This window comes from Kytococcus sp. Marseille-QA3725, assembly GCF_054950055.1.
Genome location: NZ_JBUCLA010000001.1, coordinates 1413175 through 1438564, shown reverse-complemented (window position 1 = coordinate 1438564; position 25390 = coordinate 1413175). Strand labels below are relative to the sequence as shown.

General features: G+C 72.4%; 21 protein-coding genes. 14 read left to right on the top strand and 7 right to left on the bottom strand.

The window, feature by feature from the left end; genetic code table 11:
• Positions 1-50 precede the first annotated feature (50 nt).
• Complete coding sequence (locus ACY8FT_RS06585; RefSeq protein ID WP_462418102.1) at positions 51-1043, bottom strand: malate dehydrogenase; 993 nt, start codon at positions 1041-1043, stop codon at positions 51-53.
• 139 nt (positions 1044-1182) lie between these two features.
• On the opposite strand from ACY8FT_RS06585, the gene trpS reads away from it, so the two are divergent.
• The gene (gene trpS, locus ACY8FT_RS06580) at positions 1183-2226 is read left to right on the top strand and encodes a tryptophan--tRNA ligase (protein WP_462418101.1); all 1044 of its coding nucleotides are present in this window, start codon (positions 1183-1185) and stop codon (positions 2224-2226) included.
• 18 nt (positions 2227-2244) lie between these two features.
• Positions 2245-2772, top strand: coding sequence for a 2'-5' RNA ligase family protein (locus ACY8FT_RS06575; RefSeq protein ID WP_462418411.1), 528 nt, complete (start codon positions 2245-2247; stop codon positions 2770-2772).
• Between the two features lie 48 nt (positions 2773-2820).
• Here the strand turns inward: ACY8FT_RS06575 and ACY8FT_RS06570 are convergent, their stop codons facing one another.
• Complete coding sequence (locus tag ACY8FT_RS06570; RefSeq protein WP_462418100.1) at positions 2821-3987, bottom strand: glycosyltransferase family 4 protein; 1167 nt, start codon at positions 3985-3987, stop codon at positions 2821-2823.
• Between the two features lie 65 nt (positions 3988-4052).
• Between ACY8FT_RS06570 and ACY8FT_RS06565 the strand changes: the two genes are divergently transcribed.
• The 7 genes from ACY8FT_RS06565 (at position 4053) to ACY8FT_RS06535 (ending at position 11933) form a co-directional block, all read left to right on the top strand.
• A complete protein-coding gene (locus ACY8FT_RS06565; RefSeq protein ID WP_462418410.1) occupies positions 4053-5201 on the top strand; it encodes a mannose-1-phosphate guanylyltransferase in 1149 nt (382 codons plus the stop codon).
• Positions 5198-6367, top strand: a complete 1170-nt coding sequence (locus tag ACY8FT_RS06560) for a quinone-dependent dihydroorotate dehydrogenase (protein ID WP_462418099.1) — start codon at positions 5198-5200, stop codon at positions 6365-6367. The genes ACY8FT_RS06565 and ACY8FT_RS06560 overlap by 4 nt, the downstream gene beginning before the upstream one ends.
• Before the next feature lie 123 nt (positions 6368-6490).
• Positions 6491-8155 (top strand): Na+/H+ antiporter NhaC family protein, encoded by a 1665-nt coding sequence (locus ACY8FT_RS06555; RefSeq protein ID WP_462418098.1) that lies wholly within the window; start codon positions 6491-6493, stop codon positions 8153-8155.
• Positions 8156-8217: 62 nt separating this feature from the next.
• Positions 8218-8625 (top strand): cytidine deaminase, encoded by a 408-nt coding sequence (locus ACY8FT_RS06550; protein WP_462418097.1) that lies wholly within the window; start codon positions 8218-8220, stop codon positions 8623-8625.
• 172 nt (positions 8626-8797) lie between these two features.
• Positions 8798-10420 (top strand): sodium-dependent transporter, encoded by a 1623-nt coding sequence (locus ACY8FT_RS06545; RefSeq protein ID WP_462418096.1) that lies wholly within the window; start codon positions 8798-8800, stop codon positions 10418-10420.
• Positions 10417-10521, top strand: coding sequence for a methionine/alanine import family NSS transporter small subunit (locus tag ACY8FT_RS06540; RefSeq protein WP_462418095.1), 105 nt, complete (start codon positions 10417-10419; stop codon positions 10519-10521). Before ACY8FT_RS06545 ends, ACY8FT_RS06540 begins: the two co-directional genes overlap by 4 nt.
• A 110-nt stretch (positions 10522-10631) precedes the next feature.
• The gene (locus tag ACY8FT_RS06535; protein WP_462418094.1) at positions 10632-11933 is read left to right on the top strand and encodes a thymidine phosphorylase; all 1302 of its coding nucleotides are present in this window, start codon (positions 10632-10634) and stop codon (positions 11931-11933) included.
• Between the two features lie 76 nt (positions 11934-12009).
• Here ACY8FT_RS06535 and deoC read toward each other — a convergent pair whose 3' ends face one another.
• Complete coding sequence (gene deoC / locus ACY8FT_RS06530; protein WP_462418093.1) at positions 12010-12819, bottom strand: deoxyribose-phosphate aldolase; 810 nt, start codon at positions 12817-12819, stop codon at positions 12010-12012.
• A 98-nt stretch (positions 12820-12917) separates the two neighbouring features.
• A complete protein-coding gene (locus ACY8FT_RS06525; protein WP_462418092.1) occupies positions 12918-13571 on the bottom strand; it encodes a uridine kinase family protein in 654 nt (217 codons plus the stop codon).
• Between the two features lie 79 nt (positions 13572-13650).
• Between ACY8FT_RS06525 and ACY8FT_RS06520 the strand changes: the two genes are divergently transcribed.
• On the top strand, positions 13651-14319 hold the full coding sequence (locus tag ACY8FT_RS06520; RefSeq protein ID WP_462418091.1) for a PH domain-containing protein: 669 nt from the start codon (positions 13651-13653) through the stop codon (positions 14317-14319).
• Positions 14320-14383: 64 nt separating this feature from the next.
• Here ACY8FT_RS06520 and ACY8FT_RS06515 read toward each other — a convergent pair whose 3' ends face one another.
• Positions 14384-16108: a phospho-sugar mutase gene (locus ACY8FT_RS06515; protein WP_462418090.1), complete on the bottom strand. Its 1725-nt coding sequence runs from the start codon at positions 16106-16108 to the stop codon at positions 14384-14386.
• Positions 16109-16167: 59 nt separating this feature from the next.
• On the bottom strand, positions 16168-17016 hold the full coding sequence (locus tag ACY8FT_RS06510) for a purine-nucleoside phosphorylase (protein WP_462418089.1): 849 nt from the start codon (positions 17014-17016) through the stop codon (positions 16168-16170).
• Between the two features lie 84 nt (positions 17017-17100).
• On the opposite strand from ACY8FT_RS06510, the gene ACY8FT_RS06505 reads away from it, so the two are divergent.
• Complete coding sequence (locus ACY8FT_RS06505) at positions 17101-18534, top strand: NAD(P)H-quinone dehydrogenase (protein WP_462418088.1); 1434 nt, start codon at positions 17101-17103, stop codon at positions 18532-18534.
• A gap of 783 nt (positions 18535-19317) precedes the next feature.
• Here the strand turns inward: ACY8FT_RS06505 and ACY8FT_RS06500 are convergent.
• Complete coding sequence (locus ACY8FT_RS06500; RefSeq protein ID WP_462418087.1) at positions 19318-21102, bottom strand: acetyl/propionyl/methylcrotonyl-CoA carboxylase subunit alpha; 1785 nt, start codon at positions 21100-21102, stop codon at positions 19318-19320.
• Positions 21103-21158: 56 nt separating this feature from the next.
• On the opposite strand from ACY8FT_RS06500, the gene ACY8FT_RS06495 reads away from it, so the two are divergent.
• The 3 genes from ACY8FT_RS06495 to ACY8FT_RS06485 all read left to right on the top strand — a co-directional run bounded on the left by ACY8FT_RS06495 (position 21159) and on the right by ACY8FT_RS06485 (position 25083).
• Entirely contained in the window at positions 21159-22124 is a 966-nt protein-coding gene (locus ACY8FT_RS06495) for a PfkB family carbohydrate kinase (RefSeq protein WP_462418086.1), read from the top strand.
• A 153-nt stretch (positions 22125-22277) separates the two neighbouring features.
• Positions 22278-23462 carry an acyl-CoA dehydrogenase family protein gene (locus ACY8FT_RS06490; protein WP_462418085.1) on the top strand — a complete coding sequence of 395 codons (1185 nt, stop codon included), beginning with the start codon at positions 22278-22280 and terminating at the stop codon, positions 23460-23462.
• A 7-nt stretch (positions 23463-23469) separates the two neighbouring features.
• Positions 23470-25083 carry an acyl-CoA carboxylase subunit beta gene (locus ACY8FT_RS06485; protein WP_462418084.1) on the top strand — a complete coding sequence of 538 codons (1614 nt, stop codon included), beginning with the start codon at positions 23470-23472 and terminating at the stop codon, positions 25081-25083.
• The last annotated feature ends 307 nt before the right edge of the window (positions 25084-25390 follow it).

The window sequence follows — 25390 nt, the reverse complement described above, 5'->3', positions numbered from 1 at the left end:
CGGGCCGGCCCCCTGGGAGGGGACCGGCCCGTTCTGGCTGTTCCGGGGCGTCAGCCCTGGATGAGGCCCTTCTCGCGGACGGTGTCGCGCTCCTCGGAGAGCTCGGCGACCGAGGCATCGATCTTGCCGCGGGAGAAGTCGTTGACGTCCAGGCCCTGGACGATCTCCCAGTTGCCGTCCTCGGTGGTGACCGGGAAGGAAGAGATCAGGCCCTCCGGCACGCCGTAGGAGCCGTCGGAGCGGACGGCCATGGAGGTCCAGTCGCCCTCGGCGGTGCCCTGCAGCCAGGTGCGGGTGTGGTCGATCGTCGCGGTCGCGGCGGAGGCGGCCGAGGAGGAGCCACGGGCCTCGATGATGGCCGCACCGCGCTGGGCGACGGTGGGGATGAAGTCGTTCTCCAGCCACTGCTGGTCGTCCACGACCTCGGCGGCGTTCCTGCCGTTGATCTCCGCGTTGAAGATGTCCGGGTACTGGGTGGCCGAGTGGTTGCCCCAGATGGTCATGCGGCGGATGTCGGTGGTGGAGACACCGGCCTTGCGCGCGAGCTGCGCCAGGGAGCGGTTGTGGTCCAGGCGCGTGAGGGCGGAGAAGCGCTCGGTGGGGATGTCCGGGGCGTTGTTCATCGCGATGAGCGCGTTGGTGTTGGCCGGGTTGCCGGTGACGGTGATGCGGACGTCGTCGGCGGCGCTGTCGTTGAGCGCCTTGCCCTGGCCGGTGAAGATCTGGCCGTTGGCCTCCAGGAGGTCGGAGCGCTCCATGCCCTTGCCGCGGGGGCGGGCGCCGACCAGCATGGCGACGTTGGCGCCGTCGAAGATCTTGTGCGCGTCGTCGCCGATCTCCACGCCGGCGAGGAGCGGGAAGGCGCTGTCGTCGAGCTCCATGACGACGCCCTCGAGGGCCGGGAGGGCTGGGGTGATCTCGAGCAGGCGGAGCTGGACCGGGGTGTCCGGGCCGAGCAGCTCACCGGCGGCGATGCGGAACAGCAGCGAATAGCCGATCTGACCGGCGGCGCCGGTCACGGCGACCTTGACGGGGTGGGTCACGAGAACCTCCTGTACGTGTGTCGTGGATCTGCGCCCACGGTACTGCCCGGGTGGAGCGGTGGCCGCATCGGGCGGGTGCAGGGGGGGCGTCGTGAGGACGGTGGGAAGCGAGGTGGCGGCCAGTGCCAGAATGGGGCGCATGAGTGTCGACTCCGCCGTCGGTTACCAGCGCACCGGGACGCCTCGGGTGTTCTCGGGCATGCAACCCACCTCCGACTCGCTGCACCTGGGCAACTACCTCGGTGCCCTGTCGCAGTGGGGGCCGATGCAGGACGGGCACGAGGCCCTCTTCTGCGTGGTCGACCTGCACGCGATCACGGTGCCGATGGACCCGGAGCTGCTGCGCGAGCGCACCCGGCGGACGGCTGCGCAGTTCATCGCCGGTGGTGTCGACCCGGAGCGCTCCACGCTGTTCGTGCAGTCGCACGTCCCGGAGCACGCGGAGCTCGCCTGGCTGCTGAACTGCCTGACCGGCTTCGGCGAGGCCAGCCGCATGACGCAGTTCAAGGACAAGAGCGCCAAGCAGGGCACCGGCAGCACGACGGTGGGCCTGTTCACCTACCCGATGCTCATGGCGGCGGACATCCTGCTCTACGACACCGCGCTGGTGCCGGTGGGTGACGACCAGGTGCAGCACGTGGAGCTGACGCGGGACCTCGCGCAGCGGTTCAACCACCGTTTCGGCGACACCCTGGTGGTGCCCGAGTACCGGGTCACCAAGGAGTCCGCACGGGTGATGGACCTGCAGGAGCCCACGCAGAAGATGAGCAAGTCGGCGAGCACCGACAAGGGCGTCATCTGGCTGCTGGAGGAGGCGAAGGCCTCCACCAAGAAGCTCAAGTCCGCCGTCACGGACAACGACGCCGTGATCGCGTACGACCAGGAGAACAAGCCCGGCGTGACGAACCTGCTGAACATCCACGCCGTCGCCTCCGGGGAGACGGTGGACGCGCTGCTGGAGCGCTTCGAGGGGCAGGGCTACGGTGCGCTGAAGGTGGCCACCGCCGAGGCCGTGGACGCACTGCTCGCCCCCGCGCGGGAGCGGGCTGCGGAGCTCCTCGACGACCCGGCGGAGCTCGACCGCATCCTGGCTAAGGGGGCCGAGCAGGCCCGGGAGAAGGCGGCGCCGGTGCTCGAACGTGCTCGCGAGGCGATGGGATTCCTTCCCGCGACGCGGGCCTGAGGGAGAACCGACGTGACGATGGACATCGGGGTCGCGATCCCCGTTCCCGGGCCGTGGGCCGACGAGCTGCGCAAGGCCCGTCGGGACCTCGGCGACGAGAAAGCGCACGCGGTCCCGACCCACATCACCCTGATGCCGCCGCTGACCATGCCGCGGGCGGATCGGTCACTGGTGGCCGGGCACCTGTCCCGGGCGGCGTCCGCCGTCACCCCGTTCACGGTGGAGCTGCGGGGGACCGAGACCTTCCGTCCCGTCTCGCAGGTCGTCTACAGCCCGCTCGTCCGGGGAGCGGACGAGTGCCGGCGCCTGGAGTCGCTGGTGCACGACGGACCGTTGGGCATGGAGCTGCAGTTCCCGTACCACCCGCACGTGACGATCGCCCACAACGTCCCGGCCGGCTCCCTGGACCGGGCGATGGAGATGCTCGCCGACTTCTCCGCGGTGTTCACGGTGGACCACTTCACCCGCTACGTCGCGGGCCCCGACGGGGTGTGGCGCCCGCTCGACTCGTGGGAGCTCGGCACGGGCACCTGCCGGGAGCTCTGAGCGGCTCGGCCCACGGGTGGGCGCGGGGCCCCGGACGTCGTGCGCCGTTCAGACGACGCGGCGACCGGCGGCGTGGAGCGGGATCACCTGCTCGTAGTACTCGATGAGGCGGTCCACCATGGCCGTCCACGACCGGCTCTCCACGGCGGTGCGGCCGTCGCGCCCCATCTGCTCACGCAGGGCCGCTGCGTCGGGGCCGGTCACCAGGTGCGCCACGCACTCACGGAGCGACCCGGCCCGGTCCGGGTCGAACAGGTAGCCGGTGCCGCCGTGCTCGATGAGGTCCAGCGGACCACCCCGGGCCGGTGCCACCACGGGCAGCCCCGCCGCAGCACCCTCCTGCAGCGTCTGGCCGAAGGTCTCGCGGGTTCCGGCGTGGACGAAGACGTCGAAGGCGGCGTACGCGTTCGCCAGGTCCTCGCCCTCCTTGCGACCGAGGAACGCGGCGTCGGGGAACTGGTGGCCCAGCAGCGCGCGGCTCGGACCGTCCCCGACGAAGACCATGTGCGCCCCCGGCAGGTCGGCGAGCTCCAGGAAGCGGTGCAGCTCCTTCTCCGGGGCCAGTCGGCCGACGTAGCCCAGCAGCACCTCGCCGTTCGGGGCGAGCTCGGCCTTGAGGCGGCGCACCGCGTCGGTCTGCTTGCGGTCGGGGTGGAACAGCTTGGCGTCCACGCCGCGCCCCCACAGCGCGGTCCGCGGGATGTCGTGGGCCCGCAGGTCGGACAGCGCGGCCTGCGAGGGGGCGAGCGTCAGGTCGGCCTGCGCGTGGATGCGGCGGATCCACCGCCAGGCCGCGGTGGCCGCGATGTGGCCCGCGGGGCCGGAGTGCTGCCGGATGTAGCTGGGCATGTCGGTCTGGTAGATCGCCACCGTCGGGACGCGCAGCTGCCGGGCCACCGACAGGGCGTTGACGCCCAGCACGAAGGGGGAGGCCACGTGGGCCACGTCGGGCCTGAAGCCGCGGAACACGGCCTCGGTGTCGTAGCCCGGCATGCCCACCCGGAACTTGCGGACCGGCACGGACGCCACCGGGTGGACGGGGAAGCCCGCGTAGGTGGTCGGCACCTGGTCCTCGGGAGCCAGGGTGGAGGAGCGGGGGCACACGACGGCCGCCTCGTGCCCGGCGTCGGCCAGGCACTCGAGCACCTTGCAGACGCTGGTCGTGACTCCGTTCAGAGCGGGGAGGAAGGACTCGGTGACGATGGCGACGCGCACCCGAGTCACGGTGCCCCGAGGAGGCCGAGTTGTCCAACCCGGCGCGCCGGATAGTGTTCGGCACCATGACCACCGGCACCGGCAGCGAGACCGTCGACGGGTTCTGGGGGATCGTTCCTGCGGGGGGTTCCGGAACCCGCCTGTGGCCGGTCTCCCGCTCGTCGGCCCCCAAGTTCCTCCAGGACATGACCGGTGGGGGGCGGTCGATGCTGCAGAGCACCCTGGACCGCCTGCGGCCGCTGGCCGGTGACCGGATCACCATCGTCACCGGGTGCGCCCACGCCGACCGCGTGCGCGAGCAGGTGACCGGTGAGCAGCTGGGCGGCGGGGTGCCGGGGCTCGGCACGGACGGCCTGGTGGTGGAGCCCGAGCCGCGCGAGTCGATGCCGGCGATCGGTCTGGCCGCCGCGATCATCACCCGGCACGACCCGGAGGCCGTGATCGGCTCGTTCGCCGCCGACCACCTGATCGGGGACGAGTCGACCTTCCACGCCTGCGTGCGCGAGGCGGTGGCGGTCGCCCGCACCGGCAAGCTGGTGACCATCGGCATCGAGCCGACGCGACCGGCCACGGGCTTCGGCTACATCCGGGTGGGGGAGCCGCTGGACGTGGACGGTGCCCCGTCGGCCGTGGCCGTGGAGGCCTTCCACGAGAAGCCCCACGCCGCGCGTGCCGAGGCCTTCCTGGCCCAGGGCGGGTACCGCTGGAACGCCGGCATGTTCGTGGTGAAGGCCTCTGCGCTGCTGGACCTGCTGGGCCGCAACCACCCGCAGATGGTGGAGGCGCTGAAGGCCATCGCGGCGGACGACGACCTGGCCCGCCTGCCCGACCTGTGGTCGCCGATCACCAAGATCGCGATCGACCACGCCGTCGCGGAGCCGGCCGCCGCCACCGGCGACGTCGCCTGCGTGCCAGGCGACTTCCCGTGGGACGACGTGGGCGACTTCGGTTCGCTCGGTGCGGTGCTCGGGCGGCTCGGTGCCGGTCGTGAGGTCGACGGACTGGTCACCACCGGGGGCGGTGAGGTGATCGGCGAGGACGCCACCGGCTTCGTCATGACCTCCAAGGGCCGCACCGTGGTGACCATGGGGCTGGAGGACGTCGTCGTGGTGGACACCCCCGACGCCGTGCTGGTGACCACCCGCGAGCGGGCCCAGGACGTCAAGGGCGTCGTGGCACGACTCAACGAGCTCGGTCGGGAGGACCTGACGTGACGCAGCCGCACCGCCCCGAGGCACCTGTGAATCCCCCTGAGGAACCCGCACACCGCCGCGCGCGCATCGCGCACGCCCGCGAGGCGCTGCTCGCCACCGGGTACGAGCGGCTCGCGCGGCCCGTGCTCTTCCGCCTCGGAGGCGGTGACGCGGAGTCCGCCCACCACACGACGCTGCGGCTGGCCGCCGCGGTGGAGCAGGTGCCCGGTGCGCTCACGGCACTGGCCGCCGTGACCGGGGGACTGGCGCCGGGCGCCGAGCCGGCCGGTGGGATCGAGTTCACCGGTGCCCGCTTCCCGCACCGGGTCGGCCTCGCCGCCGGCGCGGACAAGGACGGGCACGCGCTGCTCGCCTGGCAGGCGATGGGCCTCGGCCACGTCGAGCTCGGCACGGTCACCCCGCGCCCGCAGCCGGGCAACCCGCGTCCCCGCGTGCACCGGCTCCCGGCCAGCCGGGCCGTGCTCAACGCCATGGGCTTCCCCAACGCGGGCGTCGAGGCCGCGGTGCAGCGCCTGCGCGAGGCCCGCGACCGTGGCCTCACGATCCCGGTGGGTCTGTCCGTCGGCAAGAACAAGGACACGCCACTGGACCGCGCGCTGGAGGACTACGTCCGCTGCGTCGAGGTCGCGGCGGGACTGCCCGAGTACCTGGCGGTGAACATCTCCTCGCCGAACACCCCGGGGCTGCGGGGCCTGCAGGACCCGGAGCCGCTGCGCCACCTGCTGCGGGGAGTCGTCGACGCCGAGGCGCGCCGCGCCGACCGTGCGGGTGAGCTGCCGGTGCCGGTGCTGTGCAAGGTGGCGCCCGACATGGACGACGCGGCGCTCACCGGTGCGGCCGAGATCGCCCGGGAGGCCGGCGTCGCGGGGATGATCGCGACCAACACGACTCTGTCCCGTGACGGCCTCACGCCCGGGGACCACGCGTGGATGCACCGCCGGGAGCGCCCCGGTGGCGTCTCCGGGGCCCCACTGACCGAGCGAGCCCGTGGCGTCGTGACGACCCTCGCCGCGGCCACCGACCTGCCGCTCATCGGCGTCGGCGGCGTCATGACCCCGCAGGACGGCGCGGCCCTGCGAGCGTCCGGGGCCGACCTGGTGCAGGTGTACACCGGCTTCATCTACGCGGGCCCCGCGCTCGTGGCGGGGATCGCGGCGCAGACCTGAACCGCACCGGAGATCCTCCGGCGCGTCGCCCGGTGCGCCGGAGGATCTCCGGTGCTCCCGTCGGATGCCGGAGCGCCTCCTGAAGCGGCCCGGCGTCCCGCTGCGGCCCTCTAGGATCCGCTCATGATCCACCTGACCGCCACCCAGGCCGCCGCCGAGCAGAGCTCGTGGCTCGAGGCCGTCCCCTGGCTGAGCCTGCTGCCGCCTCTTCTCGCCGTCGGTCTGGTGGTGGCCACCAAGCGGGTGGGCGTCTCGCTGGGGGCTGGCATCGTCGCTGCCGCCCTGGTGCTCTTCGACGGCGACGTGGTGAAGGCCGTGAAGGAGATCGGCACGGCCCTGGTGGAGATCTTCTGGGTGTTCACCGGCGACCCGGCCGAACGGGGCTTCAACGACTACAACGCGCTGATCATCCTGTTCCTCTTCATGCTCGGGGTCATCACCGCATTCATCACCATGAGCGGTGGTGCCCGGGCCTTCGCGGACTGGGCCTCCGGGCACATTCGCACCCGGCGCGGGGCGCAGGGCCTCGCTGCACTGCTGGGCGTCGCGATCTTCATCGACGACTACTTCAACGCGCTGGCCGTGGGGCAGATCTCCAAGCCGGTCACGGACGCCCGCCGGGTGTCGCGCGCCAAGCTCGCGTACCTCATCGACTCGACGGCGGCGCCGGTCTGCGTGCTCGCTCCCTTCTCCAGCTGGGGAGCCGGCATCATCCTGCTCGTGGCGCCGATCGTGGCCGACGCCGGTCTGGACCACTCGCCGCTGAGTGCCTTCCTGGCCACCCTGCCGGTGAACTACTACGCGTGGGTCGCACTGTTGCTCGTGGCGCTGGTGGTCCTGTTCGGCGTCGACGCGGGCCCGATGCTGCGCGAGGAGTCCCGGGCGCTGCGCACCGGCGACGCGATCGACCCGAGCGAGAACCCCGGCGGTGAGCTCACCGAGGACCTCCCCGTGAAGCACCCCGGTCGCATCCTCGGCCTGATCGCTCCCTTCCTGGCGCTGACCCTGGGCGTCGTCGCTGCCCTGTTCGTCACCGGGTACCGGGAGGCCGTGGCCGCGGGGGTGTCCTCGCCATCGGTGATGGACATGTTCGAGAACACGCAGGTGACCCACTCCCTGGCCTGGGGTGGTCTGCTCGGTCTGCTCGTGGCCGTCGGTGTGTACCTGGCCGAGACGAGGGCCGAGTCCCGCTTCGGTCTCAAGGAGTTCGTCCTCGGCTGGGTGAACGGTGTGCGCTCCATGCTGCCCGCGGTGATCGTGCTGGTGCTGGCCTGGGTGACCGCAGCCCTCATCGGCGAGCTGGGGACCGGTGAGTACCTGGCCCACCTGGTGGAGACCTCCGGCCTGCCGGCGGTGTGGCTGCCGGCCGCGCTCTTCTTGGTGGCCGCCGTCATCGCCTTCGCGACCGGCACCTCCTGGGGGAGCTTCGGCATCCTGCTGCCCATCGGTGGCGAGCTGCTCATCGCGGTGGACGCCCCGGAGATGGTGGTCCCCGCGCTCGGCGCGGTGCTGGCCGGCGCCGTGCTCGGCGACCACTGCTCGCCGATCTCCGACACGACGATCCTCTCGGCCACCGGCGCCGGCACCTCGCTGCCGCTGCACGTCAACACCCAGCTGCCCTACGCGATGGCGGGTGGAGCCGCCTCGCTGGTCGGTTACCTGGTGCAGGGTGCCACCGGCAACGGCTGGTTCGGCCTACTGGCGGCGCTGCTGTCGGTGCTGCTGCTGGTGCTGGGCCTGCGCGCCGCGGGCGTCGCCCGGCCCCCGCACGCCGGCGAGGCGGTCTGACGGCCGCTACCGTCGGTGGGGTGCCCCCGACGGGTCGGGTGCACCCCACCGGAAGGAGCGGCATGCACGCAGCGGACGAGACGACGATCGACTGGGACGCCCTGCTGGACGCCGCCCGGGCGGTGATGGCGAGGGCCTATGCGCCGTACTCGAACTACCCCGTGGGTGCGGCGGGGCTGGTCGACGACGGCCGCGTCGTGAGCGGCTGCAACGTCGAGAACGCGGGCTACGGTGTCACCCTGTGCGCCGAGTGCGGCATGGTCAGCCAGCTCGTCTCCACCGGTGGTGGGCGGCTGCGGGCCGTCGCCTGCGTTCAGCGGGACGGCGAGGTGGTCATGCCCTGCGGCCGCTGCCGTCAGCTGCTCGTCGAGCACGGGGGAGGGGACTGCCTCGTCATGACGCCCGACGGCCACCCGCTCACCGTGACCGAGCTGGTGCCGCTGGCCTTCGGCCCGGACGACCTCGCCTGAGGGGCAGCCATCTGGCCCCAGGATGCCGGGATCGGTCCCGGTGCGCGGTGTCGTGAGCCGCATCACGTTTGCACAACGATCGGTCGTGGGGCCCCGCAAACCCTTGGGGTCTGCGGGGCCCCGGGCAATGATGCCTCTGCCTGTTGTCCCTACGACACCCACGAGGTCAGAGATGTCCCCATCCGTTGGTGGCGCGTCCGCGTACCGCCCGTCCGACGCGCCGGCACGTGAGTCGGCCGGTCGTGAAGCCTTCTCCGGGCGCACGGTCTTCATCCTCGCCGCCATCGGGTCCGCCGTTGGTCTCGGCAACATCTGGCGCTACCCGTACGTGGCCTACGCCAACGGTGGCGGCGCCTTCCTCATCCCGTACCTGGTGGCCCTGGTCACCGCGGCCATCCCGCTGCTCTTCCTCGACTACTCGCTGGGGCACAAGAACCGTGGCTCCGCGCCACTGGCCTTCAGCCGCGTGCGTCGCTGGCTGGAGCCCTTCGGCTGGATGCAGGCGCTGCTCTGCTTCGCCATCACCACCTACTACGCGGTGATCCTGGCGTGGGCCGTGCGCTACTTCTTCTTCTCCTTCGGCAAGAAGTGGGGCTCGGACACCGAGACCTTCTTCAACGAGGACTTCCTGCAGATCACCGACCCGGCGGCGCTCGGCTCGTTCGTCACGCCGACCGCCATCGCGCTCGCGGGCATCTGGATCGCCAGCATCGCCATCGTGTTCATCGGCGTGGACAAGGGCATCGGCCTGGTCAACAAGATCTTCCTGCCGCTGCTCATCCTCACCTTCGCCGCGCTGGTCATCCGTGCGCTCTTCCTGGAGGGCGCGGCCCAGGGGCTCGACGCCTTCTTCACCCCCGACTGGTCGGCCATCAAGGACCCGAAGGTGTGGGTCGCCGCCTACGGCCAGGTGTTCTTCAGCACCTCGGTGACGATGGGCGCGATGCTCACCTACGCCTCCTACCTGAAGCGCCGGACCAACCTGACCGGCTCCGGCCTGGTCGTGGGCTTCTCCAACGCCGGCTTCGAGGTGCTGGCCGGCATCGGCGTGTTCGCCTGCATCGGCTTCCTCGCCACGCAGCAGCAGGTGCCCGTCGGCGAGGCCGTCGCCAGCGGACCCGGCCTGGCCTTCGTGGTCTTCCCCGCCCTGATCAACGAGATGCCCTTCGGCTCCCTCTTCGGGGCACTGTTCTTCGGGTGTCTGCTGGTCGGCGGCATCACCTCGCTCATCAGCCTCATGCAGGTGGTCGGCGCCTCCTTCGGCGAGAAGTTCGGCGTCCCGCCGCGGGCCTCGACGCTGATCACCGGCGTGGCGATGGCCGCGGCGTCGATGCTCCTCTACCCGCGCACCACCGGCCTGTACGTGCTGGACATCACCGACAACTGGGTGAACAACGTGATCCTCGTCGGAGCGACGTGCCTGATGGCCGTGTCCGTCGGCCTCATCGCCCGGGCCCTGCCCGCCCTGGCCGACCACCTCAACGCGGTCAGCTCGTTCAAGGTCGGCAAGATCTGGATGCTGTGCGTCTCCGTCATCACCCCGCTGGTGCTGGCCACGACCATCTGGCAGTCGGTGACCGGCCTGCTGGCCGAGAACTACGAGGGCTACCCGGACCAGCTGCTCAACACCTTCGGCTGGGGCCTGACCGCCGCCATGGTGGTGCTCTCGGTGCTGCTGACCTTCGTCCCGTGGCGCAAGGAGCACAAGCTGATCCCGCAGCACGAGCTCGACGAGGACGGCAACGACCTGAACGACCCGGACAACGTCCACCCCATGGAAGGGAGCCGCGCATGAGCACCAGTGCGATCGTGATGATGGTCCTGTACCTCACCGCCATCTGGGGAGCCCTCGGTGTCTCCCTCGCGCACCTGATGGCGCACCCGGACGAGGACTGAGCACCGCCTCGATCCTGTCCCACCGCGGCACGTCCTGCCACCTGCAGGGCGGGCCGCGGTGCGTGGAGCACGCGTGCCCCGGGGTGGCCGGGCGTGGAACCATGGTGGCCATGAGCGCACAGCAGCACGACGCCGTGGACATCATCCGCACCAAGCGCGACGGGGAGCGCCTGTCGGACGAGCAGATCGACTGGGTGATCGACGCCTACACCCGGGGAGACGTGGCCGACGAGCAGATGTCGGCCCTGGCGATGGCGATCTACCTCAACGGCATGGAACCGGCGGAGATCGAGCGCTGGACGAACGCGATGATCGCGTCGGGCGAGCGGATGGACTTCTCCACCCTCAGCCGCCCGACCGCCGACAAGCACTCCACCGGCGGCGTGGGCGACAAGATCACCCTGCCGCTGGCGCCGCTCGTGGCCGCCTGCGGGGTGGCCGTCCCGCAGCTCTCCGGCCGCGGTCTGGGCCACACCGGCGGTACCCTGGACAAGCTCGAGGCGATCCCGGGCTGGCGGGCGGACCTCTCCAACGAGGAGATGATGACGCAGCTCGAGGAGGTCGGCGCGGTCATCTGCGCGGCCGGCACGGGGCTGGCCCCGGCGGACAAGAAGCTCTACGCGCTGCGCGACGTGACCGGCACCGTCGAGGCGATGCCGCTCATCGCGAGCTCGATCATGTCCAAGAAGATCGCGGAGGGTACCGGTGCCCTGGTGCTGGACGTGAAGGTGGGCTCCGGTGCGTTCATGAAGACCGAGGCCGATGCACGGGCCCTCGCCGAGCGAATGGTGGCCCTGGGCAACGCGGCAGGCGTGACCACCGTCGCGCTGCTGACCGACATGTCCGCGCCGCTGGGCCGCACCGCCGGCAACGCGCTCGAGGTCGTCGAGTCCGTCGAGGTGCTCCAGGGTGGCGGTCCGGCCGACGTGCGCGAGCTGACGCTCGCCCTGGCCCGGGAGATGGTGCTGGCCTCCGGCGTCGAGGGGGCCGAGGAGGTCGACGTCGAGCAGGTGCTGGACTCCGGCCGCGCGCTGGAGGTCTGGAAGCAGATGATCGCCGCGCAGGGCGGTGACGCCGAGGCAGAGCTCTCGCTGGGGGAGCACACCGCCGAGGTGATCGCGGAGACCACCGGCGTGCTCACCGCGATGGACGCCTACCAGGTGGGCCTCGCCGCGTGGCGGCTCGGGGCCGGTCGGGCCCGCAAGGAGGACCCGGTGCAGGGCGGCGCCGGTGTGCGCTGGCACGTGGGCGTCGGCGAGCGCGTCGAGGCCGGTCAGGTGCTCTTCACCTGCCACACCGAGACGGCCGAGCGCCTGCAGCGCGGTGTCGACACGCTGGACGGGGCCGTGACGATCGACCCGTCGGCCGAGCCGTTCGAGCGCTCGCTGGTGATCGACCGCATCGCGGGCTGACGACCGCGCACCCCGCGGACGCGCCGCCGCCCCCGAGCCCGCACGGGCTCGGGGGCGGCGTGTGTCCGGGCCGGCCTCAGTAGGTGCTGTCGGGCTGCGGAGTCGCCAGCGATTCCGCGGGCTCGGGCACCACGAGCGTGCCGGCGGCCAGCCGCTCGCGGGCCCCGTCCAGCAGCGCGGCCGTGGAGCTGGTTCCGATGCGGGTGACCCCCTCGGCCAGCATGGCCAGCAGGGTGTCGACGTCGCGCACCCCGCCGGAGGCCTTCACCTGCACGTCCTCCGCGGTGTTCTGCCGCATGAGGCGCACGTCCGGCAGGGTGGCACCGCCGCCGGCGAACCCGGTGGAGGTCTTCACGAAGTCGGCGCCGGCCTGCTCGGAGGCGCGGCAGGCGGCCACCTTCTGCTCGTCGTCGAGCAGGGCGGTCTCGAAGATCACCTTCACCGGCACGCCCCGGGCGTGACCGGCCTGCACCACGGCCGCGATGTCCTCGCGCACGGCGTCGACCTCGCCACTTCGCAGGCGGCCGATGTTCAGCACCATGTCGAGCTCGGTGGCCCCGTCGGTCATCGCCTGCTCGGCCTCGGCCACCTTGGTGGCCGTCGACGTGGTGCCGTGCGGGAAGCCGATCACGGTGCACACGGTGGTGCGGCTGGGCTCCCCGTCGCCCTCGTCGGCCCCGGAGGCCACCGTCGCCGCGATGGTCTCGCGCGCCAGGCGGATGTCGCTGGGCCGCACGCAGACGCTGAAGGCGTTGAGCGCCGCCACCTCCTGGACGCCGGAGCGCACGTCGTCGGTGGTCAGCTCGGGCTTCAGCAGGGCGTGGTCGAACAGGTCGGCCACCTGCTGCAGGGTGAGCTCGGTGCCGGGGGTGAGGCGTGCAGTCATGGCCCCGAGCCTACTCGCGGTGCCACGTCCGACCTTCCGGTCGGTCGCGCGGGCGGACGTCGCACGCCCGGACCTGTCGCGGCCCGGACCCCCGGTGCTCAGACCCCGCGACCGGCGCCCCAGCGCACGGCGGCGGTGTGCTCCCCGTCGCGCGGCGACATGACCCGCGCGCCGAGGGTGCGCTGCTGGGCGACGAACTGCGGCTCGGTGCGCCGCAGGCGGTTGCCCCGCTCCCAGAGCACCGCGGGCGGCTTGCGGCGCTCGGCGAGGTCCCGGGCCAGCCGCCGCGCGAACGTGGTCCACGGGCCGGCCGTGATGCACCAGGCCGCGGCGAGCAGGCCGACCTCCTCGAGCCGCGGGGCCAGGTGGGCGGCGAAGATGCCCTCGGCCACGACGATCGGTGCGTCGCCGCGCTCGACCGTCCGCCGGCCGACGACGCTGGAGGTGGAGATGTCGTAGGTCGGCACCTCGGTGGCACCGGTGCCCACCAGGGCGTGCAGGCCCGCCTCGGCGGCGTCCACGTCCCAGGTGCCCACGTGGTCCCAGTCGACAAGCCCGTCCGGGCGGCGGGGGAGGTCCGGGGCGTCGAACGGGTGGTAGTAGTCGTCCAGCGGCACGAGTGGCCAGCCGTGGGTCTGGCCGAGCCGGCGCGCCAGCCGGGTCTTGCCTGATCCGCTGGGCCCGGTCAGGAGCAGCACCTGCGCGCGGTGTGCGGCGTCCGGCGAGGTGGTGGCGGAGGGATCGTCGGCCATGGGGGATGATCCTACGTGCGCGCGCCGGACCAGTGCCGGAGCGCTCGACCGCCCCCCGCAACGCTCGGAGACCTCCTCGATGACGCACCAGCCCACCGACAGCACCCGCCCCGCCGGCTCGCCGACGAGGCGGCGCCCGGCGCAGCTGGTGCACCCGCGGAGCGCCCGTGTGCTCGCGGTGATCTCGTGGCTGCTGGCCGCGGGCTTCCTGGTGATGGCGGCGCTGACCCGCCCCTTCTCGTGGACCGCGGCCCTGCTGTCCCTCTCCGGGGCGGCGCTCGCGTGGGTGCTGCTGTGGCGCCCCCGCATCGCGATGGACGAGCGGGGCGTGACGATCGTGAACCCGGTGCGCACCGTGGACGTCCCGTGGCAGCGGGTGCGCCGCGTGGGCTCGCGCTGGAGCCTCGAGGTGGAGTCAGAGACCGGGAAGCATCGGGCGTGGGCCGTCGGCTCGTCCTACCGGGACCCCTCCCGGGTGGAGCACTCGGCCGACGTGACCGGGCTGGGCCTCATCCGGCCGCTCGACGCGGGCCCGGGGGAGGGCCCCGTCGAGCCCGAGATCGAGATGCTGCCGGACCTGCAGAGTCTCGCCGCGACGGTGCGGGGGGCGCGAGACGCCCACGCCGACGCGCTGGCCGGCGGGCACGAGGAGGCCGACCCGCGGCCGACGACGCGCGAGGTCTCGCCGGTGGCGGCGGTGCTGCTCGGACTCGGTGTGCTGGTGCCGCTGGCGCTGCTGGTGCTCTGAACCACGCGAGGCGGTGCCGGGACCAACCGGCACCGCCTCGCGGAGCGTCTCCAGGACCTGTGGCTCAGAGGGCCGTGAGGCGCTCCATTTCCGCGCGCACGGTGGCCAGGCGCTCCTGGGCCAGGTGCTTGGCGGCCGGCAGGTCACCGGACTCCACCGGCACCACGACCTCCAGGTAGACCTTCACCTTCGGCTCGGTGCCCGAGGGGCGCACGATGACGCGGGTGTCGTCCTCGAGCACCCAGCGCAGGCCGTCGGTCGGCTCCAGACCCCGCCAGCCCTGCGTCAGGTCGTCGGCCTCGACGACCGCGGAGCCGCCCAGCGAGCTCGGCGGCTCGGCGCGCAGGGCGGACATGACCGTCTGCATCTGCGAGAGCTGCTCGACGCGGATGCTGAACGAGTCCGTGGCGTGCACGCCGTGCTCCAGCGCCAGGTCGTCCAGCAGGTCCAGCACGGTGCGGGTGCGTGAGCCGGAGCGCAGCCGGGCCACGAGCTCGGCCACCATGAGGGCCGCGCTCACGCCGTCCTTGTCCTTCACGTGCTCCGGGTCGACGCAGTAGCCGAGCGCCTCCTCGTAGCCGAAGGCCAGCTGCTCCACGCGACCGATCCACTTGAAGCCGGTGAGCGTCTCGACGTGCTCCACGCCGGCGGCGGCCGCCATGCGCGAGAGCAGGCGGGAGCTGACGATGGAGTTCGCGAACACCGAGCCCTCGGGCAGGCCCCCCTGCTCGGCCGCGCGGCGCAGGATGTGGTTGCCCAGCAGGGCGCCCACCTCGTCACCGCGCAGCATGCGCCAGCCGGCCGGGTCCTCGTCGCTGACGGCCTCGGGGTCCGGCACGGCCACGGCGCAGCGGTCGGCGTCCGGGTCGTTGGCGATCACGACGTCCGGCTGGATGCGCGAGGCCAGGGCGAGGGCCTCGTCGATCGCCCCGGACTCCTCCGGGTTGGGGAACGCGACGGTCGGGAAGTCGGGGTCGGGCTCCGACTGCGTCGACACCGTCTTGGGGCTGGGGAAGCCGGCCTCCTCGAACGCCTCGACCACGAGGTCGTTGCCCACGCCGTGCAGGGCCGTGTAGACGACCGAAACCTGCTTGGGGCCCTCCGGGTCCACCACGCCCACTGCGCCCTTGAGGTAGGCCTCGCGCACGTCGTCGGTGGCGGTGATCCACCCCTCGGTCGCGCGCGGCACGGAGGCGACCGACTCGACGGCCCGGATCTGCTCGGCGATCTCGGCGTCCACCGGCGGGACGATCTGGCTGCCGTCGCCCAGGTACACCTTGTAGCCGTTGTCCTGCGGGGGGTTGTGGGACGCGGTGACCATCACCCCCGCGTCGGCGCCGATGTGGCGGATCGCGAACGCGAGCACCGGGGTGGGCAGCGGCTCGGGCAGCACGATGGCCGAGCCACCGGCGGCGACGAACACGGCCGCGGTGTCCAGGGCGAACTGGTGGCTGCCGTGGCGGGCGTCGTAGCCGATCACCACGGTCGGCTCGGCCACCGGGTTCGTCCCGCGCTGCTGCAGCCAGCGGACCAGGCCGGCGGCGGCGCGGATGACCACGGCACGGTTCATGCGGTGCGGGCCGGCCCCGAGGGCTCCGCGGAGCCCGGCGGTGCCGAACTCGAGCAGGCCGCTGAAGCGGTCGGCGAGGTCGGCCATCGCGGCCGGGTCGTCGGGGGCCCGGTCGACGACCTCCTGCAGCTCGGCACGGGTGGTCTCGTCGGGATCGTCGGCCAGCCAGGTCCGGGCGCGCTCCAACAGGTCCTGCTGGTCTGCGGCAGTGGGCTCCACGGTGTCTCCGTTCGAAGGTGCGCGACGTGTCGCTCGGTGGTCGGTGTGTGTCGGGTGGGTCAGAGGCGGGGGACGATCCCGGCCAGCAGCGACCCGCAACGGTCCGCGGCGGCGCGGCCGGCCTCGATCACCTCGGTGTGGCTCAGGGGGTCCTCGCTGATGCCGGCGGCGGCGTTGGTCACCAGCGACAGGCCCAGCACGTCCATGCCCGCCTCCCGGGCCGCGATGGCCTCCAGCGTGGTGGACATGCCCACCAGGTCGCCGCCCAGGGTGCGCGCCATGCGGACCTCGGCCGGGGTCTCGTAGTGCGGTCCGCGGAACTGCACGTACACCCCCTCGTCCAGGTCGGGGTCGACCGTGCGCGCGACCTCTCGCAGGCGGGCGGTGTACAGGTCGGTGAGGTCGACGAAGGTCGCGCCCTCCAGCGGCGAGCTCGCGGTGAGGTTGATGTGGTCGTTGATGAGCACCGGGGTGCCGGGCGCCCACTCGGGGCGCAGCCCGCCGCAGCCGTTCGTGAGCACCATGACCGAGCAGCCCGCGGCCGCTGCGGTGCGGACCGTGTGCACCACCGGGCGCACCCCGTGGCCCTCGTAGAAGTGGGTGCGGCTGCCGAACACCAGCACCCGGCGGGTGCGGCCGTCCTCGCCCTCGACGGCGAGGGAACGCATGGTGCTGGAGTGGCCGGCCACGGCCGGCGGCGGGAAGCCGGTCACCTCGGACTGGTCGAAGGAGGCGACGGGCTCGCCGAGCAGGTCGGCGGCCGTGCCCCAGCCGGAGCCCAGGGTGAGGGCGATGTCGTGCCGCTCGACACCGGAGAGTCGGGCGACGTCCTGCGCTGCGCGTCGTGCGATCTCCCGGGGGTCGGCGGCCGGGTCGTCGAACGGGCGGGGATTCTCGGGGTGCACCACGTGTCCACCCTAACGACCCGGGGCCCCTCTCGTGGGCCAAGACGGCCCGCACCCCGCGCCCCGCCTCGGTGGTTGGATGGGGGCATGGTCGACAGCGCAGCTCAGGTCATCATCATCGGCGGCGGTCCCGGCGGGTACGAGGCCGCCCTCACCGCGGCGGCCTCCGGGGCCACCGTGACCCTGGTCGAGGAGACCGGTCTGGGGGGAGCCTCGGTGCTCACCGACTGCGTCCCCTCCAAGACGCTCATCGCGACGGCGGAGTACCGCAACCGCTTCCTCAACGCCAGCCGGATGGGGCTCGAGTTCTCCGAGGACGACGGCGACCCGGCCACCCGGGAGCCGGTGCTGCACGGCGTGGAGGTGCACACCGACCTCGCCACGGCCAACAAGCGCGTCACGGACCTGGCGGCGGCGCAGTCGGCGGACATCCGCACCTCGCTGGACGAGGCCGGGGTGACGGTGCTCAACGGGCGGGGGCGCCTGCTGGGGTCCGGCGAGGTCGAGGTCACCGCCACCGACGGCGCCACCTCCACGCTGACCGCGGACACGATCCTGCTGGCCACGGGCTCCTCGCCCCGCGAGCTGGCCACGGCGCGGCCGGACGGGGAGCGGATCCTCACCTGGCAGCAGGTGTGGGGCCTGACCGAGCTGCCCCGCAAGCTCGTGGTGGTCGGTTCCGGTGTGACCGGTGCCGAGCTCGCGCACGCCTACCTCGGGCTCGGCTGCGAGGTCGTGCTCGTCTCCTCGCGCGACCGCGTGCTGCCGGGGGAGGACCCGGACGCCGCCGAGGTGCTGGAGACGGTCTTCCGGGAGCGCGGCATGGAGGTCATGAACGGCTCGCGCGCCGAGTCCGTGGAGCGGCAGGGGGACAAGGTGCTCGTGACGCTGACCGACGGGCGCACCGTCACCGGCTCGCACTGCATCATGGCCGTCGGCTCGGTGCCGAACACCGACGGCCTGGGCCTGGAGGAGGCCGGTGTCCACACCGCGGACTCCGGCCACATCGTGGTGGACAAGGTCTCGCGCACGACGGTCCGTGGCATCTATGCCGCCGGTGACTGCACGGCCGTGCTGCCGCTGGCCTCGGTGGCCGCCATGCAGGGGCGCATCGCCATGAGCCACGCGCTGGGCGAGGCCGTCTCCCCGCTGCGGGTGGCCGGGGTGAGCTCGAACATCTTCACCGACCCGGAGATCGCGACGGTCGGCATCGGGCAGAAGGAGATCGACGAGGGCACGGTCCGCGTCAACGAGGTCATGCTGCCGCTGGCCAACAACCCCCGGGCCAAGATGCGCAACGTGCGCCACGGCTTCGTGAAGCTCTACGCCACCCAGGGCGCGGACGTCGTCGTCGGCGGCGTGGTGGTGGGCCCGCAGGCCTCGGAGCTCATCTACCCGGTGGCCCTGGCCGTGCACCACCGCCTGACCGTGGACCAGGTGGCCAGCACGACGACCGTCTACCCGTCCATGTCCGGGACGATCGCCGAGGCCGCCCGCCGCCTGCACACTCGGGAGAACTGAGCCGGGCGGGGCCGTGCACCGTTCGCGTCGGTCCGCGAGGCGAACGGTGCACGCACACGCAGGGGCCTCGCCCACGGCCTAGTGGTCGTGCCGTGGCGCGCCGTGTCCTGGGCCGCTCGGTGGCCGCCCCACACGCAGGGGCCGCTCGGTCGTCGTGTTCGGCGGTTTCGGCGGGTCTGAACTGCCAAACACGACGACCCGGTGTGGGGGCGAGGAGGGGGACGTGGCGGAGCGCCGTCCGCGCAGCGTCAGGGCCCCATCGCCGAGAAGCGTCCGGGACGGCCTGGGCCCTTGCGCGCCCCGGCCCCAGCTCAGTCGTCGCGTTGTGCGGTTCAGCGCCGCCTGAAGCTGCGAGAGGCGACGACTGAGCAGGGTGAACGGCGAATCTCGACGACTCGGTGGTGGGGTGGCGAGGTTCCAGATCCGATGTCCGGGCTGGTGCACCGTTCGATGCGGTCTCCGGGTCGAACGGTGCACGCTGCCCGAGCCGGCGGACCAGTCGGTGAGCTCCTGCTCGGTGCCGTCGGCGGGGATGCCCGTGACGACAGGGCATCACGGTGCTGGGTTCGTCCCACGCCGTGGGACCAACGCAGCACGGTGCTGGGTGGTGTTGCACGAACGCAGCACTGTGATGGGTGGTGCCGCACAATCGCAGGACCCTGCAGCGCGGCCCGCAAAACCGGGCACCGCTGGCCCGGTGCGCCGCCCACGCGAAGGAGCCCCGCCGACCTGGTCCGGTCGACGGGGCCCCTTCGTGCAGGCTCGGCGCAGGTGCGCCTCAGCTCACTCGGCGTCCTTGATCTCGCAGATCACGCCACCGTTGTTCACCGTCTCGCCGACGGTGGCCCTCAGACCGGTCACCACACCGGCCTTGTGGGCCTTGATGGGCTGCTCCATCTTCATGGCCTCGAGCACGACCACATGGTCGCCCTCGGCCACGGTGGCGCCCTCCTCGACGGCCACCTTCACGATGGTGCCCTGCATCGGCGCGGTCACCGCGTCGCCGGAAACCGCAGCGGCACCGCCGCCACCACGGTTGCGCTTGGGGGCCTTCTTGCGGGCGCCGCCACCGGCCGCACCACCGCCACCCAGGGCGAGGTCGCCGGGCAGGGTCACGGCCATGCGGCGACCGTTGACCTCCACCATGATCTCCTGCCGCGGCGCCTTCTCCTCGGCGTCGGCGGTCGGGCCGGAGTACGGCTCGATCTGGTTGTCGAACTCGGTCTCGATCCAGCGGGTGTGCACGCTGAACGGCTGGTCCGGGTCGGTCGGCGCGAAGGCCTCGTCACGCACCACGGCGCGGTGGAAGGGCAGCACGGTGGGCATGCCCTCGACGACGAACTCGTCCAGCGCGCGGCGGGAGCGCTCGATCGCCTCGGTGCGGGTGCGGCCGGTGACGATCAGCTTGGCCAGCATCGAGTCGAAGGCGCCGGCGACGGCATCGCCCTCGACCATGCCGGAGTCCATGCGCACGCCGGGACCGGCGGGGGCCTTCAGCGTCGTCGCGGTGCCGGGGGAGGGCATGAAGTTCAGTCCCGCGTCCTCGGAGTTGATGCGGAACTCGATGGAGTGGCCGCGCACCTCCGGGTCGTCGTAGCCGAGCTCCTCGCCGGCGGCGATGCGGAACTGCTCGCGCACCAGGTCGATGCCGGTGACCTCCTCGGTCACCGGGTGCTCCACCTGCAGACGGGTGTTCACCTCGAGGAAGGAGATGGTGCCGTCGGTGCCGATGAGGTACTCGCAGGTGCCGGCGCCGACGTAGCCGGCGGCCTTCAGGATGTCCTTCGAGGCGCGACGCAGCTCGGCGTCCTGCTCCGGGGTGACGAAGGGGGCCGGGGCCTCCTCGACGAGCTTCTGGTTACGGCGCTGCAGCGAGCAGTCGCGCGTGGAGACGACCACGACGTTGCCGTGCTGGTCGGCCAGGCACTGGGTCTCGACGTGGCGGGGGGAGTCCAGGAAGCGCTCCACGAAGCACTCGCCACGGCCGAACGCGGCCACGGCCTCGCGCACGGCGGAGTCGTACAGCTCGGGGATCTCCTCGCGGGTGCGGGCGACCTTCAGGCCACGGCCACCGCCGCCGTAGGCGGCCTTGATGGCCACCGGCAGGCCGTGCTCGTCGGCGAACGCGAGCACCTCGTCGGAGGACTCGACCGGGTCCTTGGTGCCGGGCACCAGCGGGGCCTTGGCCGCGTCGGCGATGTGGCGGGCCTTCACCTTGTCGCCCAGGGAGTCGATGGCCTCCGGGGGCGGGCCGATCCAGGTGAGACCGGCGTCCATGACGGCCTGCGCGAAGTCGGCGTTCTCGGAGAGGAACCCGTACCCGGGGTGCACCGCGTCGGCGCCGGCGTCCTTCGCCACCTGCAGCAGCTTGTCCACCACCAGGTAGGACTCCGCGGGGGTGTTGCCTCCGATGGAGTAGGCCTCGTCGGCCACCTTGGCGTGGAGGGCATCGCGGTCTGCGTCGGCGTAGACGGCGATGGAGCGGATGCCTGCGTCAGCGCAGGCGCGGGCGATGCGGACGGCGATCTCGCCACGGTTGGCGATGAGCACGGAGGTCACTGGAGCCATGGGCGGCACTCTAACGTGGCGCGGCTCACCCCTCGCGCGTGATGCACTCTGTGCCCATGGACGCACACGCCCACCCGGTGGGTTCCCGGCTCGTGCACACCGCCCAGGCGCTGGTGGACGAGGTCTTCCACGTCCCGGCGCTCCCGGCCGCGGGGGACAACGTGATGGCCCGCTCGAACGCCCGGTACGCCGGGGGAGCGGTGACCACGCTGGTGGCCGCTCGCAGGCAGGGGGCGGCTGCCGTCCACGCGGGGTCCGTCGGCGCCGGGCCGCGCGGCGACCTCGTGCGCGAGGCGCTCGCGGCAGCGGACGTGGCCGCCAGCGCACCCGTGGTGGAGGAGCTGGACACCGGGGTGTGCGTGGTGCTGGTGGAGGACGACGCCGAGCGCACCTTCATCACCACCCGCGGAGCCGAGCGACGCGTCACCGCCCACTCGCTCGCCACGGCGCGGGTGGCGCCCGGTGACGTCGTGTGCGTCTCCGGCTACACGCTGCTGGAGCCCACTCGCGGACCCCTGCTGGAGTTCCTGGGTGGGCTGCCCGAGGGGGTCGAGGTGTGCCTGGACCCGGGCGCGGTGTTCGCGGGCCTCTCCGGCGACGTGCGGCGGCAGGTGCTGGAGCGCACCACCGTCTGGACCTCCAACCTCGCCGAGGCCGACGCGCTGGTCGGGCGGGCGGCCGGCTCGATGGTGGAGGCGGCCCGGGCCGCGGCCGACCACCTGACCGACGGGGGGACGCCGGTGCCGGTGGTCGTCGTGCGCGACGGGGACGCCGGGTGCGCCGTGGTCGCGCCCGGCGACGGCACCGTCGAGGTGCCCGGCTTCCCGCAGGAGCCGGTCGACACCAACGGGGCGGGGGACACCCACTGCGGTGCGATGCTCGCGGCCCACCTGGCGGGGGAGGACTGGGTGACGGCCTGCCGCCGGGGGAACGCCGCGGCGGCCCTCACCGTGACCCGCCCGGGGCCGGACACCGCGCCCGACGCCGCGGAGACCGACGCCTTCCTGGCCGACCGGGCCTGACTCGCCCCGGGGCGCGCCGCCCACCGATGGGTAGCGCATATGCTCTGCGGTGGTGTGATGCGCGCCACCACGGTGCCGGCCCCTCGTGAGGGCGACCCCGGCGCGGTCACCAGGACGACGTCAGCAGTCACAGACCCCGAGGAAAGGCCCCGCATGTTCGAGCTCTCCAAGGACCACGAGGACTTCCGTCAGGTGGTCCGCCAGTTCGCCGAGGCGGAGATCGCCCCGAACGTGGAGAAGTGGGACGCCGAGTCGTACTTCCCGACCGAGCTCATCCCGAAGATGGGCGAGATGGGCCTGTTCGGCCTGGTGGTGCCCGAGGAGTTCGGTGGCGCCGGCCTGGACGACGAGGGCCCCTTCACCTACCTGTGCCTGGCCATCGAGGAGCTGGGGCGCGTGGACCAGTCGATGGGCATCACGCTCTCGGCCGGCGTGGGCCTGGGCATCAACCCGATTCTCACCTACGGCAACGACGAGCAGAAGCAGCAGTGGCTGCCCGACCTGGTGGCCGGCAAGGCCCTGGCCGGCTTCGGCCTCACCGAGCCCGACGCGGGCTCCGACGCCAGCGGCACCCGCACGAAGGCCGCCGTCGAGAACGGCGAGTGGGTCATCAACGGCTCCAAGGCCTTCATCACCAACTCCGGCACCGACATCACCTCCTGCGTGACCGTCACCGCCCGCACCGGCACCAAGGAGGACGGCAAGCCGGAGATCAGCGCGATCATCGTGCCCTCGGGCACGCCGGGCTTCACCGTCGAGCCGGCCTACCGCAAGCTCGGCTGGCACATCTCCGACACCCACGGCCTGACCTTCGAGAACTGCCGCGTGCCGGAGGCCAACCTGCTGGGTGCGCAGGGCGAGGGCTACAAGCAGTTCCTCAAGACCCTGGACGATGGCCGCATCGCCATCTCCGCGCTCGCGGTCGGCCTCGCGCAGGCCTGCCTCGAGCACGCCACCGAGTACGCCAAGACCCGCACCGCCTTCGGCAAGCCGATCGGTGCCTACCAGGGCGTCTCCTTCCAGGTGGCCGACCTGCAGGTCAAGGTCGAGGCCGCGCGCCTGCTCACCTACAAGGCCGCCTGGCTGAAGGACGAGTTCGAGGCCGGCCGCCGCTCGATGAAGGAGGTCAAGAAGGCCGCCTCCATCGCCAAGCTGTACTCGACCGAGGCCGCGATGGACGCCACCCGCATCGCCACCCAGGTGTTCGGCGGCAACGGCTTCATGGAGGAGTACCCCGTGGCCCGCTTCTACCGCGACGCAAAGATCCTGGAGATCGGCGAGGGCACCTCCGAGGTGCAGCGCATGCTCATCGCCCGCGACCTGGGGCTGGAGGCCTGATCCACCGATGACGACCACCACCAGCGCAGCCGACACCCCGGGCGTGCAGCCCTTCGCCGAGCCGACCCCGGGCGGGGACGAGAAGGTCGGCGACGTCCGCCGCCGCCTCAACGAGGCCCACGCGGCCTCCGGCGCACCCACCGAGAAGGCCGCGGCCAAGCTCGAGAAGCAGAACAAGCTCTACGTCCGCGACCGCATCGCGATGCTCTTCGACGAGGGTTCCTTCGTCGAGGACGCCCGCTACGCCAACGCCACGGCCGGCAACCTGCCGGCCGACGGCGTGGTCACCGGCCGCGGCACCGTCGACGGCCGCCCCGCCATCGTCATCGCCAACGACCCGACCGTGAAGGCGGGCTCGTGGGGCGCTCGCACCGTGGAGAAGATCGTGCGCGCCACCGAGATGGCGCTGCGCGAGGAGCTGCCGGTCTTCTGGTTCGTGGACTCCGCCGGCGCCCGCATCACCGACCAGGTGGACCTCTTCCCGGGCCGCCGCGGAGCCGGGCGGATCTTCCACAACCAGGTGGCGCTCTCGGGCAAGGTGCCGCAGATCTGCTGCCTGTTCGGCCCGTCGGCCGCCGGTGGCGCCTACATCCCGTCCTTCACCGACGTGGTGATCATGGTGGAGGGCAACGCCTCGATGTACCTGGGCAGCCCCCGCATGGCCGAGATGGTCGTGGGCGAGAAGGTCACCCTCGACGAGATGGGTGGTGCGCGCATGCACTGCACCGTCTCCGGCGTGGGCGACATCCTCGTGCAGGACGACACCGAGGCCATCGAAACCGCCCGCATGTACTTCTCGTACGTGCCGCAGAACTGGCACACCGAGCTGGAGCCGTACGAGGCCGAGGAACCCGAGGCGCCGCTGGAGCGCACCACGGTCCCAGAGAGCGAGTCGGTGCCCTTCGACATCCACGAGGTGATCGACGGCCTGGTGGACGACGACAGCTTCTTCGAGATCAAGGAGCTGTTCGCCCCCGAGCTCGTCATCGGCTTCGGTCGCATGGACGGCCGGACGGTGGGCGTCGTCGCGAACAACTCCGCCGTCAAGGGCGGCGTGCTGTTCACCGACTCCGCCGACAAGGCGGCACGCTTCATCTGGCTGTGCGACGCCTACTCGATCCCGCTGCTCTACCTGGTGGACGTGCCGGGCTTCATGATCGGCTCCGAGGTGGAGCGCACCGGCATCATCCGCCACGGCGCCAAGATGGTCTCGGCCGTCTCGTCGGCGACGGTGCCGCAGTTCTGCATCGTGGTGCGCAAGGCCTACGGCGCGGGCCTGTACGCGATGGGGGGCCCGGGCTTCGCGCCCGACGCGACGCTGGCGCTGCCCACCGGCCGCATCGCGGTGATGGGGCCCGAGGCCGCCGTGAACGCGGTGTACGCCAACAAGATCGCCGAGATCGAGGCCGAGCAGGGCCCCGAGGTGCGCGAGCAGTTCGTGCACGAGAAGCGCGAGGAGTACGTCGAGGACGTCGACCTCGAGCGGCTCGCCTCGGACCTCGTGATCGACGGGATCATCGAGGCCGACGCGCTGCGCGAGGAGCTGCTCAAGCGCCTGGAGTTCGCCCGCGGGCGCGAGCGCACCTTCTCGACCCGGCGCCGGGACGTGCCGCCGGTCTGATCCGTCGCGCGGACTGCTGAGCCTCTCGGGACATCCCCGGGAGGCCCAGTGCGTGCGTGGGCCCCACCGGCTCGTTCGGTGGGGCCCGTTGGCGTGCGCGGTGTCTGTGGGGCGTCCCGCGATGTGTGTGGGGCGTCGCGTGGATGGGCTGCCTGTGCCTCCTGGCAACCCGTCCCGCCTCGTCGTCGCCCCGCCGCCGAACTCAGCACCGGTGCCGAAGCCGGATGCTGCTGCCTGCCGGATTCCGCACCGGTGCTGGGTTCGGTCGGGGATTGCCCAAGGTTCGGCAACGGTTCGTGAGGTGGGC